Source organism: Winogradskyella vidalii, assembly GCF_013403955.1.
Classification (GTDB): Bacteria; Bacteroidota; Bacteroidia; order Flavobacteriales; family Flavobacteriaceae; genus Winogradskyella; species Winogradskyella vidalii.
Genome location: NZ_JABFDG010000009.1, coordinates 105,693 through 118,656, shown reverse-complemented (window position 1 = coordinate 118,656; position 12,964 = coordinate 105,693). Strand labels below are relative to the sequence as shown.

Sequence of the window (12,964 nt, the reverse complement as noted above, 5' to 3'; positions counted from 1 at the left end):
CATAAAAGCAGACAAGTATAAAATTTTTTTTTTAATACTATTTCTAAAAATTTATTTCGCAAGTCAAACGACTTAAAAAAGAAAAAACAATTGCAAAATATCGAAAAGTTTGGAAATAAATAAAGAGGTCGCAGTTAACCTCTTTAATTTATAAAAAATGTTTTATATATACCAAACATTAAGATAAATCTGCTCTTTTAACACATAAAAAAAATAATTCTCTAGATCAGCACTTAAGTCACTTTTTTATATTCTCTATAAACTGATCAAAAAGATAAAGCGAATCATTTGGTCCAGGACTTGCCTCTGGATGGTATTGTACAGAGAAACAGTTTTTGTCTTTAATCTTTATTCCTGCAACCGTATGGTCATTTAAATGCACGTGTGTGATTTCAACATTAGTATTGGCCTCGGTTTGTTCTCTATTAATAGCGAAACCATGATTTTGAGAAGTAATTTCACCTTTACCGGTTACTAAGTTTTTTACCGGATGATTAATACCTCTATGGCCATTATGCATCTTGTAAGTTGAAATTCCATTGGCTAAAGCAATAATTTGGTGCCCTAAACAAATCCCAAATAGTGGTTTATTGTTTGCTATAATTTCTTTAGCCAAATTAATAGCATCTTCTAAAGGTTCTGGATCACCAGGACCATTAGATAAGAAATAACCATCAGGATTAAAAGCTTCTAATTCTTCATATTTAGAATTATATGGAAACACTTTAATATAGACATCGCGTTTTGCTAAATTTCTTAAAATGTTTTTCTTAATACCAATATCTAAAGCTGCAACCTTGTATGTTGCATTTTCATCACCTACAAAATAAGGTTCTTGCGTAGAGACTTTAGATGCTAGTTCTAAACCTTTCATTGAAGGGAATTCTGCCAGTTGCTTTTTTAGTTCTTCTAAATTATCAACTTCTGTGGTAATCACAGCATTCATAGCACCATTATCTCTAATATAGCTTACTAATGCTCTTGTATCTACATCTGCAATGGCTAAGGTGTTATGCGTATCAAAGAACGCTTCTAAAGAAGCATCTGCTGCAGGTCTAGAATAATTAAAACTAAAGTTTTTACAAATTAATCCGGCTATTTTAACAGCATCAGATTCTACTTCGTCTGCTTTAGTTCCATAATTTCCAATATGTGCATTGGTAGTTACCATTAATTGACCGTAATAAGAAGGATCCGTAAATATCTCTTGATATCCTGTAGTTCCGGTATTAAAACAAACTTCTCCAAAAGCAGAGCCTTCTTTCCCGATTGATTTACCATGAAAAATAGTGCCATCAGCTAATAAGATGAGGGCTTTTTTTCTTTGTTTGTATTTCATTGCTGCGTTAGTTGTTAACCTGTTTATTGTTATGTTGTTGCTTGCGTTAAGGATTGAACGGTTTGTTTGAGCTCCTCGCAGAGAGCGAGTAGTGAAAGCCTGACGCTACGTAGCTTTTTCAGCGAAGTAGAGAAACGCCCAAAACATCAATCATTAACTCACACTTTGACGAGGCTCAGTGCTATGCAAAAGTCCAAAAAAAAAGGATAAACTAAAACAGTTTATCCTTTATATTTATTAATGCTTATTAACACTCGATAATCGAGATTTAAATAATACGAAAGCGGTTATCAAATTTCTATCATTATTGATTTCATATCTAAATCGCTGACTCATTTGCATTTTATTCTTCTTCGTTAGAAGCTGTAGTTTCAGTTGCTGCAGGTGCTGGTGTATTAGACTTGCTTCCACCTCTTCTACTTCTTCTTGTTTTCTTCTCTGGTTTAGCAGTCGTATAGATTTCGTTATAATCAACTAATTCTATCATTGCCATATCAGCGTTATCACCTAATCTGTTTCCTAATTTGATGATACGTGTGTAACCACCTGGACGATCACCAATTTTTGGTGCTACATCTCTAAACAATTCTGCAACAGCATCTTTTTGTCTTAATTTAGACATAACGATACGTCTGTTGTGCGTTGTATCTGCCTTTGATTTAGTAATCATTGGTTCTACAAATTGTTTTAACGCTTTAGCTTTAGCAACTGTTGTATTAATACGTTTGTGCTCTATTAAAGAACATGCCATATTAGCTAACATCGACTTTCTGTGCGCAGTTTGTCTTCCTAAGTGGTTGAATTTTTTTCCGTGTCTCATGACTTTTGTTTTATCATCTTGCTACCAAACTCTTAATTGAGGAGCAAAATATGATTATTAATAATTTTATTGATTAGATACGATAAGATTCCTGCTTTCACAGGAATCCTAATTGTATTTAATCTTTATCTAATTTATATTTACTTAAATCCATTCCGAAATTTAATCCTTTAACATTAACTAGTTCTTCTAGTTCCGTTAAAGACTTCTTACCGAAGTTTCTGAATTTCATTAAATCATTTTTATTGAAAGACACTAAGTCTCCTAAAGTGTCTACTTCTGCAGCTTTTAAACAATTAAGTGCACGTACTGAAAGATCCATATCAACTAATTTAGTTTTCAATAGTTGTCTCATGTGAAGTGATTCTTCGTCATAAGTCTCTGTCTGTGCAATTTCATCCGCTTCTAAAGTGATACGCTCATCTGAGAATAACATGAAGTGGTGAATTAATATTTTAGCCGCTTCAGTTAAAGCATCTTTTGGATTAATAGATCCATCAGTTAAGATTTCGAAAACTAATTTTTCGTAATCTGTTTTTTGCTCTACACGGAAGTTTTCAATACTGTATTTTACATTTTGAATTGGTGTGAAAATTGAATCTGTAAAGATAGTTCCGATTGGTGCAGATGCTTTTTTATTTTCTTCTGCAGGTACGTAACCTCTTCCTTTTTCAATAGTCAATTCCATATTGATATTTACTTTAGGATCTAAGTTACAGATGACTAAATCTGTATTTAATACTTGGAAACCTGAAATAAATTTCTGAAAATCGCCAGCTTTAATTTGATTTTGTCCTGAGATAGAAATAGTAACTGTTTCGTTATCAACTTCTTCGATTTGACGCTTAAAGTTAACTTGCTTAAAGTTCAAAATCATTTCAGTAACATCTTCGACAACGCCAGGGATTGTAGAAAATTCGTGATCAACACCTTCAATTCTAATTGAAGTAATTGCAAATCCTTCTAAAGAAGATAATAAAACTCTTCTTAAAGCATTTCCTACTGTTAATCCGTAGCCAGGTTCTAAAGGTCTAAATTCAAATTTACCTTCAAAATCCGTAGAATCAATCATGATTACTTTATCGGGCTTCTGAAAATTTAATATTGCCATATTATTCTTCGTTTTAATTGTTGTTTGGTTGCGCGATTTATAAGTTTGAAGAAGACAAATAAATCCTTTGGCCAAATACCAATATGATTAATTTATTATTTAGAGTAAAGTTCAACGATTAATTGCTCGCTGATTTGTTCTGGTATTTGAATTCTAGCAGGTACAGAAACGTAAGTTCCTTCCATAGTACTTGTATTCCAAGTAATCCATTCAAAAACTTCACTAGAGTTAGCTAATGAATTTTGAATTGCTTCTAAAGATTTAGATTTTTCTCTAACACCTACAACATCACCAGCTTTCAATTGGTAAGAAGGAATGTTTACCTTTTCACCGTTTACTGTAATATGTCTGTGAGAAACTAATTGTCTAGCTCCACTTCTAGAAGGTGAGATTCCCATTCTGTAAACAACGTTATCTAAACGAGATTCACATAATTGAAGTAAAACTTCACCAGTAATTCCTTTAGCAGAAGTTGCTCTTTTGAACATGTTTCTGAATTGCTTTTCTAAAATACCGTAAGTATATTTAGCTTTTTGCTTTTCCATTAATTGGATAGCATATTCAGATTTTTTACCACGACGACGGTTGTTTCCGTGTTGCCCTGGAGGGTAATTTCTTTTTTCGAAGGCTTTGTCATCTCCGAAGATCGCTTGTCCGAATTTACGGGCGATTTTAGTTTTAGGACCAGTATATCTTGCCATTTTAAATTTGTTTTGAGAGTGGTTATAGAATTAAGGTCTTAATCTTATCCTTCTATTACCGTTAACCTCTCGGTTGATACTTGTTATAATTTTTTAGTTTGCAAATTTATACAAAATAAACTAATACCAAGCATAAATGCATGATATTAGTTTATTTAAAAATTTTGCTAAGTTTTTCTAAATTAATTTAGATTAAACTCTACGTCTTTTAGGAGGACGACATCCGTTATGTGGTAATGGAGTAACATCAATGATTTCTGATACTTCAATACCTGCATTATGAATTGATCTGATAGCAGATTCTCTACCATTACCAGGACCTTTTACATATGCTTTTACTTTCTTTAAACCAGCTTCTTTTGCTACAGCTGCAGCATCTTCTGCAGCTAATTGTGCAGCGTAAGGTGTGTTCTTTTTAGAACCTCTGAATCCCATTTTACCTGCTGATGACCAAGAAATAACGTCACCTTTTTTGTTTGTTAAAGAAACGATGATGTTGTTGAAAGATGCTGTAATATGAGCTTCTCCAATTGCATCAACGATAACTTTACGTTTTTTTGTACTTGCCTTTGCCATTTTATTTTAGCTTTTAGTTTTAGTTAATAGTCGCTAGAATCCTAAACCGTTAAATTTCAAACAGATTCTTTCCAACGTCTAAAGACTAAAGACATTTATTATTTAGTTACTTTTTTCTTATTAGCAACTGTTTTACGTCTACCTTTTCTGGTACGAGAGTTGTTTTTTGTACGTTGTCCTCTTAAAGGAAGACCTACTCTATGACGAATACCTCTGTAACATCCAATATCCATTAATCGCTTAATGTTCATTTGTGTTTCAGAACGTAATTCACCTTCGATTTTAAAAGTTCCAACCGCTTCACGGATGGCACCAATTTCGTCGTCAGTCCAATCTTGTACTTTTGTGTTTTCGTCAACTTTAGCTGCTGCTAAAATTTCTTGCGCTCTACTTCTACCTACTCCGTAGATATAAGTTAAAGAGATAACACCTCTTTTTTGTTTTGGTATGTCTACACCTGCAATTCTTGCCATAATTACCCTTGTCTTTGTTTGAATCTAGGATTCTTTTTGTTAATGACGTAAAGTCTACCTTTTCTGCGCACTAATTTACAGTCTGCGCTTCTTTTCTTTACTGATGCTCTAACTTTCATCGTATTAATATCTATAAGTTATGCGAGCCTTCGTTAAATCGTAAGGACTCATTTCTAATTTCACTTTATCACCTGGTAACAACTTAATGTAATGCATACGCATTTTTCCAGAGATATGTGCAGTCACTATATGACCATTTTCTAATTCAACACGAAACATCGCATTTGATAATGCTTCTATGATTGTTCCGTCTTGTTCTATTGCTGCTTGTTTTGCCATAATATATATTTAGTTTTCAGTCTGTAATTAGCAAATACCTTGCCTAAATTTTAAGACTGACTTCTAATGATTCATCTTATTGCGCCACTGCTTTTCTATTCTTACCTGTTTTCATCAGACCATCATAATGCTTATTTAATAAATAAGAATTAATCTGTTGCATTGTATCAATAGCTACACCAACCATAATTAATAGTGATGTACCACCGAAGAATAATGCCCAACCAGCTTGTACATTCATTAACTGAACAATAAATGCTGGGAATATAGCTACTAAAGCTAAGAAAATAGAACCAGGTAATGTAATCTGAGACATGATTTTGTCTAGATATTCTGATGTCTCTGACCCTGGACGTATGCCTGGAATAAATCCACCACTACGTTTTAAATCATCAGCCATTTTATTAGTAGGCACCGTAATTGCCGTATAAAAATACGTGAATATAATAATTAATAAAGCAAATACTAAATTGTACCAGAATCCAAACATGTTAGCGCCGAACTCAGCTTGCATCCACACACCAGCATCAGTATCTTTTAACCAAGATGATTCTCCAATTAATCCAGGAACAAACATAATAGCTTGAGCAAAGATAATTGGCATTACACCTGAAGCATTAAGCTTTAAAGGTAAAAATTGACGTGATCCAAATGCATTTTTTTCATAACCACCAGAAGCTGTTCTTCTTGCATACTGAACTGCTATCTTTCTAACAGCCATTACTAAGAATATTGAAGCTAAAATGATTACAAACCAAACTACCATTTCTATTAATATCATCATAAATCCACCATTACCATCTTCTAATCTAGAAGCTGCATTTTGAATAAATGATTGTGGTAATGTTGCAATAATACCCACCATAATTAATAATGAAATACCATTGCCAATACCTTTATCTGTAATTTTTTCTCCTAACCACATTGCGAAAACACAACCAGTTACTAAAATAATTACTGATGAGAAGTAGAAAATGTTTTCACTAAAACCAGGTACTAATAATGCACTCATTGAAGTAGCTCCAGATAGTTGTGGAATACTAGCTAAATAACCTGGTGCTTGTACCAAACAAATAGCAATAGTTAACCAACGTGTAATCTGCGTGATTTTTTTCTGACCACTAGCCCCTTCTTTCTGAAGCTTTTGTAAATAAGGAATCGCAATACCCATTAATTGTACAACAATGGAAGCTGAAATATATGGCATAATACCTAAAGCAAATACAGAAGCGTTAGCAAAAGCTCCACCTGTAAATGCGTTTAATAATCCTAATATGCCACCATCCATACCAGCTTGTAAACCACCCAGGGCATCAATATTAATACCAGGTAAAACTACCTGAGCACCAAAACGATAAACCAACAACAAACCTAAGGTTAGAAGAATTCTATCCTTAAGTTCTGTGATTTTCCAAACATTTTTTAATGTTTCTATTATTTTCATCCTAAATAAAGTGTTATAAAGTTACAGCTTCACCACCAGCTGCTTCAATAGCAGCTTTTGCCGTAGCAGTAAATTTATGAGCAGTTACTGTTAATTTTGTTTTTAATTCGCCTCTACCTAAGATTTTTACTAGCTCATTTTTGCCAGCTAATCCCATTGATACAAATGTTTCAAAATCAATAGTATCCTTTATTTTCTTTTCATCTACTAACTGTTGTAACGTATCTAAGTTAATACCTTGATAGTCTACTCTGTTAATATTTGTAAATCCAAATTTAGGAACACGTCTTTGTAATGGCATTTGACCACCTTCAAATCCTACTTTCTTAGAATAACCTGAACGTGACTTAGCTCCTTTGTGACCACGAGTTGCCGTACCACCTTTACCAGAACCTTGTCCGCGTCCAATACGCTTTCCTTGATTTTTTACTGAACCTTCTGCAGGTTTTAAATTACTTAAATCCATTGTTAAGTTATATTTTTAAGCTTCTTCTACAGAAACTAAATGTTCAACTTTCTTAACCATACCAAGAATACTTGATGTAGCTTCGTGCTCTTTTACTTGTCCAATCTTATTTAAACCTAAAGCTTCTAATGTTAGCTTTTGTCTTTTAGTACGATTGATTGCACTTTTTACTTTAGTTACTTTAATCTTTGCCATCTTGTCCTTGATTATCCGTTAAATACTTTTTCAAGTGAAATTCCACGCTCTTTAGCTACAGACTTAGCATCTCTTAATTGTAATAAAGCATCAAAAGTAGCTTTTACTACATTATGAGGGTTAGATGATCCTTGAGACTTAGATAATACATCGTGTACACCTACTGCTTCAAGAACAATTCTTACCGCACCACCTGCAATAACTCCTGTACCAGGTGCAGCTGGGATAATGTTAACTCTAGCGCCACCGTATTTACCTTTTTGCTCGTGAGGAATAGTTCCATTAAGTATAGGTATTCTTACTAAGTTTTTCTTAGCATCTTCTACAGCTTTAGCAATTGCAGTAGCAACATCTTTAGATTTACCTAATCCTTGCCCTACTACATTTGTTTCGTCACCTACAACAACTATTGCAGAAAAACCAAATGCTCTACCACCTTTTGTTACTTTAGTTACACGCTGAACGCCAACTAAGCGATCTTTTAATTCTAATCCGCCTGGTTTAACAAGCTCTGCGTTTTTATATTTTTGATACATAATGTCTTAAAATTTAAGTCCTGCTTCTCTAGCTCCTTCTGCTAATGATTTTACTCTTCCGTGGTATAAATAACCACCTCTATCAAAAGAAATAGTTTCAATACCAGCTTTCATTGCTTTCTCTGCAACAGACTTACCTACTAATGTAGCTGCTTCTGTTTTGTTTCCTTTAGACTTAGCAATATCTTTATCTCTAGAAGATGCAGCAGCAAGTGTTTTACCAGTTACATCATCTACGATTTGAGCATAAATTTCTTTATTACTTCTAAAAACAGCTAATCTTGGTCTTGCTTCTGTACCAGATACAACCTTACGGATTCTGTTTTTTATTCTTAATCTTCTTTCGTTCTTTGTCAATGCCATAACTTAATTATTAAGCTGATTTACCTGCTTTTCTTCTAATTTCTTCACCAACAAACTTAATTCCTTTTCCTTTGTAAGGTTCAGGTTTTCTAAAGCCACGGATCTTTGCAGCAACCTGGCCAACTAATTGTTTGTCAAAAGACGTTAATTTAACTATTGGATTTTTACCTTTTTCTGAAATCGTCTCAATTTTTATTTCTGGAGCGATGTCCATAACAATATTATGAGAAAACCCTACGGCTAAATCTAATTTTTGTCCTTGATTGGATGCTCTATAACCTACACCAACTAATTCTAGTTCTTTGGTCCAGCCTTTAGAAACACCTTCTATCATGTTAGCAATTAATGCTCTATAAAGACCATGTTTTGCTCTTAAATTTTTCTTATCAGAAGCACGCTCTAATGTAATTGTACCGTCTTCTAATTTAATTTCAATATCTGAATACTCTTGAGTTAATTCACCTAATTTACCTTTTGCAGTAATAGTGTTATCTTTAATCTCAAGTGTTACACCTTCAGGAACTGTTATTGGGTTTTTACCTATTCTTGACATAATTTCCTGTTTTTAGTATACGTAACATAATACTTCGCCACCAACATTTTCTCTCTGTGCTTGTTTTCCTGTCATCACACCATGTGAAGTAGAAACAATTGCAATACCTAAACCGTTAAGGATTCTTGGCATTTCGTTAGAAGAAGCATATTTACGTAAACCTGGTTTACTGATTCTTTGAATTTTTTTGATGACAGACTCTTTAGTCTCTTTACTGTACTTCAAAGCAATTTTGATAGTACCTTGTACTGAAGAATCGTCAAACTTATAACTTAAGATATATCCTTGATCGAATAATATCTTAGTTATTTCTTTTTTTAAGTTAGATGCAGGTATTTCAACCACTCTGTGATTTGCCTTAACTGCGTTTCTAACTCGCGTTAAATAATCCGCTATTGGATCTGTGTTCATATGTATTAATTTGCGGTAGCGGTTTTCGACACTATTGTCAAACCTGAAACCAATTTATAATTTTTACCAACTTGCTTTTTTAACACCAGGAATTAAGCCTTGGTTAGCCATTTCTCTAAACATTACACGAGAAATTCCAAATTGTCTCATATAACCTTTTGGTCTTCCTGTAAGTTTGCAACGGTTGTGCTGACGTATAGGTGATGCGTTTTTTGGTAATTTCTGTAATGCTTCGTAATCGCCAGCTTCTTTTAAAGCTTTGCGTTTCTCTGCATATTTAGCTACCGTTTTAGAACGCTTAACCTCACGGGCTTTCATTGATTCTTTAGCCATAATTAATTCTTTTTAAAAGGTAATCCTAGTTCTGTTAATAAAGACTTTGCTTCCTTATCTGTGTCAGCAGAAGTCACAAATGTAATATCCATTCCTGAAATTTTATTGACTTTATCAATATCTATTTCTGGGAAAATGATTTGTTCTACAATTCCTAAGTTATAATTTCCACGACCATCAAAACCTGTAGCTTTGATACCGTTAAAATCTCTAACTCTAGGTAAAGCTGAAGTTACTAAACGATCTAAGAATTCATACATTTGCTCTCCTCTTAAAGTTACTTTGGCACCAATTGGCATTCCTTTACGTAACTTGAAGGATGCAACATCTTTCTTAGACATTGTATGTATAGCTTTCTGTCCAGATATTTTAGTAAGTTCGTCTACTGCGTGATCGATTAATTTCTTATCCGCAACAGCAGCTCCAACACCTTTAGATATTACTATCTTAGTTAGTTTAGGAACTTGCATTACATTAGTATATCCAAATTCTTCCGTAAGAGTAGGAACTATTTTTTCCTTGTACTCTTGTTTTAATCTTGCAACGTAAGCCATAGTTAAATTACTTCATTAGATTTTTTTGAAAATCTTACTTTATTATCGCCATCCATTCTATAACCCACTCTCGTTGTTTCTCCTTTTGAAGTTAACAACGATAAGTTTGAAATGTTTATAGATGCTTCTTTCTCTACAATACCACCTTGAGGGTTTTGTGCACTTGGTTTCGTATGTTTCTTAACCATGTTCACACCTTCTACGATGGCTTTGTTCTTATCTATTAATACTTTAAGTACCTTACCTTCTGATCCTTTGTGATCTCCAGCAATTACTTGTACTGTATCTCCTGATTTTATTTTAAGCTTTGTCATCTTATTTATCAATTAAAGCACTTCTGGTGCTAATGATACAATTTTCATGAATTGTTTATCACGAAGTTCTCTTGCTACCGGTCCAAAAACACGTGTTCCTCTCATTTCACCCTGTGGGTTTAAAAGTACACATGCGTTGTCGTCAAATCTAATGTAAGAACCATCTGGGCGTCTTACTTCTTTAGCTGTACGAACAACAACTGCTGTAGATACAGCACCTTTTTTGATTTGTCCGTTTGGAGTGGCATCTTTAACAGATACAACTATTTTATCTCCAACAGAAGCGTATCTTCTTTTAGTTCCTCCTAGTACACGGATAGTTAAAACTTCCTTTGCACCAGTGTTGTCAGCAACTTTTAATCTTGATTCTTGTTGTAACATAATTACTTCGCTCTTTCAATTATTTCTACTAATCTCCAACATTTAGATTTACTTAAAGGTCGTGTTTCCATGATCTTTACAGTATCGCCTTCGTTGCAGTCATTTGTCTCATCGTGTGCGACATATTTCTTAGTCTTTAACACGAATTTTCCATACATAGGGTGTTTTACCTTCTTAACTTCAGCAACTACAATAGATTTCTCCATTTTGTTACTCGTTACGATCCCTATACGTTCTTTTCTTAAGTTTCTTTTTTCCATCTTTCAGCAGAATACAATTATTGTACGTCTCTTTTAGTTAATTCTGTTGCCACTCTAGCTACTGTGCGACGTGCAACTCGTAACTGAATTGGGTTATCTAACGGAGATATAGTGTGAGCCATTTTCAGGTCTGTATAACTCTTTTTAGATTCACTAAGTTTCTCTTGTAACTCAGCTGTTGAAAGCTGTTTAATTTCTGATTGCTTCATAATATCTTTCTATTAAGCTTCGTAATCTCTAGCTATGATAAACTTAGTTTTTACAGGAAGTTTCTGTGCTGCCAAACGAAGTGCTTCTTGAGCTGTTTCTAATGGCACACCACTGATTTCAAATAACATACGTCCTGGTTTTACAACTGCTGCCCAATATTCAACGGCACCTTTACCTTTACCCATACGTACTTCAAGAGGTTTCTTTGTGATAGGCTTGTCTGGAAAAATTTTAATCCATAACGATCCTTCTCTTTTCATGTAACGAGTAGCGGCAATACGCGCTGCTTCTATTTGACGTGCAGTAATAAAAGTTGACTCTAATGATTTAATACCGAAAGTACCATTTGATAACAAATGACCTCTTCCTGCATTTCCTTTCATACGTCCTTTTTGCTGCTTACGAAATTTTGTTCTTTTAGGCTGTAACATTTTGTCTTTTCTTTAAAAAATTACTTTCTACGACGAGATTGGTTCTTGTTTCCACCACGTCCACCTTTACCTTTTTGTTTAGATAAGCCAACTAATGGAGAAAGTTCTCTTTTACCATATACTTCGCCTTTCATTATCCAAACTTTGATGCCCAATCTACCATAAGTAGTATGTGCTTCTACAAGAGCATAATCAATATCAGCTCTAAAAGTAGATAAAGGAATACGTCCTTCTTTATAGTGTTCTGAACGTGCCATTTCAGCACCGTTTAAACGACCACTAATCTGAATTTTAATTCCTTCTGCATTCATACGCATTGCAGCAGCAATAGCCATTTTTATTGCACGTCTATATGAAATTCGGCTTTCAATTTGACGAGCAACACTAGCAGCTACTAAGTATGCATCTAGTTCAGGTCTTTTAATTTCAAAGATGTTCAATTGAACTTCTTTGCCAGTAATTTTCTTAAGCTCTTCTTTTAACTTATCTACTTCTTGGCCACCTTTCCCAATAATTATACCAGGTCTAGCAGTAGTTATAGTAACGGTTACAAGTTTAAGCGTACGCTCAATAATTACTCTACTTACACTAGCTTTAGATAGACGAGCATGAATATACTTTCTAATCTTATCGTCTTCGGCAAGTTTATCACCATAATCGTTTCCTCCGTACCAGTTAGATTCCCATCCTCTGATAATTCCTAAGCGATTTCCGATTGGATTTGTCTTTTGTCCCATACCTCTATCTTAGCTTTGTGTTTTATTTAATGAATCTACAACCACGGTAACGTGATTAGATCTTTTTCTTATTCTATGTGCTCTACCTTGAGGTGCTGGACGCAATCTCTTTAACATAGAACCACCATCTACTCTAATTTCTTTGATAAACAATTTAGCTTCTTCAACATCAGCATCTTCGTTTTTAGCTTGCCAGTTTGCTATTGCAGATACAACAAGTTTCTCTAAACGACGAGACGCTTCTTTTTGACTAAATCTAAGAATCTGAAGAGCTTTTTCAGCCTTTTCACCTCTTACTAAATCCGCTACTAAACGCATTTTTCTTGGTGATGTAGGACAGTTATTTAGCTTAGCAAAAGCAACTTGCTTCTTCTCCGCTTTAATAGCTTCCGCCATTTGTTTTTTACGACTTCCCAT

24 protein-coding genes are annotated in these 12,964 nt (G+C 34.0%); all 24 read right to left on the bottom strand.

Annotated elements, in window-relative coordinates:
• Positions 1-238 precede the first annotated feature (238 nt).
• The 24 genes from carA to rplV all read right to left on the bottom strand — a co-directional run bounded on the left by carA (position 239) and on the right by rplV (position 12,964).
• On the bottom strand, positions 239-1,339 hold the full coding sequence (gene carA / locus HM982_RS17255; RefSeq protein WP_179354575.1) for a glutamine-hydrolyzing carbamoyl-phosphate synthase small subunit: 1,101 nt from the start codon (positions 1,337-1,339) through the stop codon (positions 239-241).
• Between the two features lie 343 nt (positions 1,340-1,682).
• Positions 1,683-2,159, bottom strand: coding sequence for a 50S ribosomal protein L17 (gene rplQ / locus HM982_RS17250; protein ID WP_179354574.1), 477 nt, complete (start codon positions 2,157-2,159; stop codon positions 1,683-1,685).
• Between the two features lie 118 nt (positions 2,160-2,277).
• Positions 2,278-3,270: a DNA-directed RNA polymerase subunit alpha gene (locus tag HM982_RS17245; protein ID WP_179354573.1), complete on the bottom strand. Its 993-nt coding sequence runs from the start codon at positions 3,268-3,270 to the stop codon at positions 2,278-2,280.
• A gap of 95 nt (positions 3,271-3,365) precedes the next feature.
• A complete protein-coding gene (gene rpsD, locus HM982_RS17240) occupies positions 3,366-3,971 on the bottom strand; it encodes a 30S ribosomal protein S4 (protein ID WP_179354572.1) in 606 nt (201 codons plus the stop codon).
• 192 nt (positions 3,972-4,163) lie between these two features.
• Complete coding sequence (gene rpsK, locus HM982_RS17235; RefSeq protein ID WP_179354571.1) at positions 4,164-4,547, bottom strand: 30S ribosomal protein S11; 384 nt, start codon at positions 4,545-4,547, stop codon at positions 4,164-4,166.
• A 98-nt stretch (positions 4,548-4,645) separates the two neighbouring features.
• On the bottom strand, positions 4,646-5,020 hold the full coding sequence (gene rpsM / locus HM982_RS17230; protein WP_179354570.1) for a 30S ribosomal protein S13: 375 nt from the start codon (positions 5,018-5,020) through the stop codon (positions 4,646-4,648).
• A 2-nt stretch (positions 5,021-5,022) separates the two neighbouring features.
• On the bottom strand, positions 5,023-5,139 hold the full coding sequence (ykgO, locus tag HM982_RS17225; protein WP_008269159.1) for a type B 50S ribosomal protein L36: 117 nt from the start codon (positions 5,137-5,139) through the stop codon (positions 5,023-5,025).
• 4 nt (positions 5,140-5,143) lie between these two features.
• Positions 5,144-5,359 carry a translation initiation factor IF-1 gene (gene infA / locus HM982_RS17220; RefSeq protein WP_007094967.1) on the bottom strand — a complete coding sequence of 72 codons (216 nt, stop codon included), beginning with the start codon at positions 5,357-5,359 and terminating at the stop codon, positions 5,144-5,146.
• 76 nt (positions 5,360-5,435) lie between these two features.
• Positions 5,436-6,803, bottom strand: coding sequence for a preprotein translocase subunit SecY (gene secY, locus HM982_RS17215; RefSeq protein WP_179354569.1), 1,368 nt, complete (start codon positions 6,801-6,803; stop codon positions 5,436-5,438).
• Between the two features lie 13 nt (positions 6,804-6,816).
• Positions 6,817-7,269 (bottom strand): 50S ribosomal protein L15, encoded by a 453-nt coding sequence (gene rplO / locus HM982_RS17210; protein ID WP_179354568.1) that lies wholly within the window; start codon positions 7,267-7,269, stop codon positions 6,817-6,819.
• 15 nt (positions 7,270-7,284) lie between these two features.
• Positions 7,285-7,464, bottom strand: a complete 180-nt coding sequence (rpmD, locus tag HM982_RS17205; protein WP_179354567.1) for a 50S ribosomal protein L30 — start codon at positions 7,462-7,464, stop codon at positions 7,285-7,287.
• Between the two features lie 11 nt (positions 7,465-7,475).
• On the bottom strand, positions 7,476-8,000 hold the full coding sequence (gene rpsE / locus HM982_RS17200; protein ID WP_179354566.1) for a 30S ribosomal protein S5: 525 nt from the start codon (positions 7,998-8,000) through the stop codon (positions 7,476-7,478).
• A 6-nt stretch (positions 8,001-8,006) separates the two neighbouring features.
• On the bottom strand, positions 8,007-8,363 hold the full coding sequence (rplR, locus tag HM982_RS17195; protein WP_179354565.1) for a 50S ribosomal protein L18: 357 nt from the start codon (positions 8,361-8,363) through the stop codon (positions 8,007-8,009).
• A gap of 10 nt (positions 8,364-8,373) precedes the next feature.
• Entirely contained in the window at positions 8,374-8,916 is a 543-nt protein-coding gene (rplF, locus tag HM982_RS17190; protein WP_179354564.1) for a 50S ribosomal protein L6, read from the bottom strand.
• Positions 8,917-8,928: 12 nt separating this feature from the next.
• Positions 8,929-9,327 (bottom strand): 30S ribosomal protein S8, encoded by a 399-nt coding sequence (gene rpsH / locus HM982_RS17185; protein WP_179354563.1) that lies wholly within the window; start codon positions 9,325-9,327, stop codon positions 8,929-8,931.
• 63 nt (positions 9,328-9,390) lie between these two features.
• Complete coding sequence (rpsN, locus tag HM982_RS17180; protein ID WP_115818545.1) at positions 9,391-9,660, bottom strand: 30S ribosomal protein S14; 270 nt, start codon at positions 9,658-9,660, stop codon at positions 9,391-9,393.
• A gap of 2 nt (positions 9,661-9,662) precedes the next feature.
• Positions 9,663-10,214 carry a 50S ribosomal protein L5 gene (gene rplE, locus HM982_RS17175; protein WP_179354562.1) on the bottom strand — a complete coding sequence of 184 codons (552 nt, stop codon included), beginning with the start codon at positions 10,212-10,214 and terminating at the stop codon, positions 9,663-9,665.
• A 2-nt stretch (positions 10,215-10,216) separates the two neighbouring features.
• A complete protein-coding gene (gene rplX, locus HM982_RS17170; protein ID WP_179354561.1) occupies positions 10,217-10,528 on the bottom strand; it encodes a 50S ribosomal protein L24 in 312 nt (103 codons plus the stop codon).
• A gap of 12 nt (positions 10,529-10,540) precedes the next feature.
• On the bottom strand, positions 10,541-10,909 hold the full coding sequence (gene rplN, locus HM982_RS17165) for a 50S ribosomal protein L14 (protein ID WP_092446808.1): 369 nt from the start codon (positions 10,907-10,909) through the stop codon (positions 10,541-10,543).
• Positions 10,910-10,911: 2 nt separating this feature from the next.
• Positions 10,912-11,169, bottom strand: a complete 258-nt coding sequence (rpsQ, locus tag HM982_RS17160; RefSeq protein ID WP_092469501.1) for a 30S ribosomal protein S17 — start codon at positions 11,167-11,169, stop codon at positions 10,912-10,914.
• Between the two features lie 17 nt (positions 11,170-11,186).
• The gene (gene rpmC, locus HM982_RS17155) at positions 11,187-11,378 is read right to left on the bottom strand and encodes a 50S ribosomal protein L29 (RefSeq protein ID WP_115818549.1); all 192 of its coding nucleotides are present in this window, start codon (positions 11,376-11,378) and stop codon (positions 11,187-11,189) included.
• 12 nt (positions 11,379-11,390) lie between these two features.
• Positions 11,391-11,810: a 50S ribosomal protein L16 gene (gene rplP, locus HM982_RS17150; RefSeq protein ID WP_179354560.1), complete on the bottom strand. Its 420-nt coding sequence runs from the start codon at positions 11,808-11,810 to the stop codon at positions 11,391-11,393.
• A 20-nt stretch (positions 11,811-11,830) separates the two neighbouring features.
• Positions 11,831-12,547, bottom strand: a complete 717-nt coding sequence (gene rpsC, locus HM982_RS17145) for a 30S ribosomal protein S3 (protein WP_179354559.1) — start codon at positions 12,545-12,547, stop codon at positions 11,831-11,833.
• A gap of 9 nt (positions 12,548-12,556) precedes the next feature.
• Positions 12,557-12,964 carry a 50S ribosomal protein L22 gene (gene rplV / locus HM982_RS17140; protein WP_179354558.1) on the bottom strand — a complete coding sequence of 136 codons (408 nt, stop codon included), beginning with the start codon at positions 12,962-12,964 and terminating at the stop codon, positions 12,557-12,559.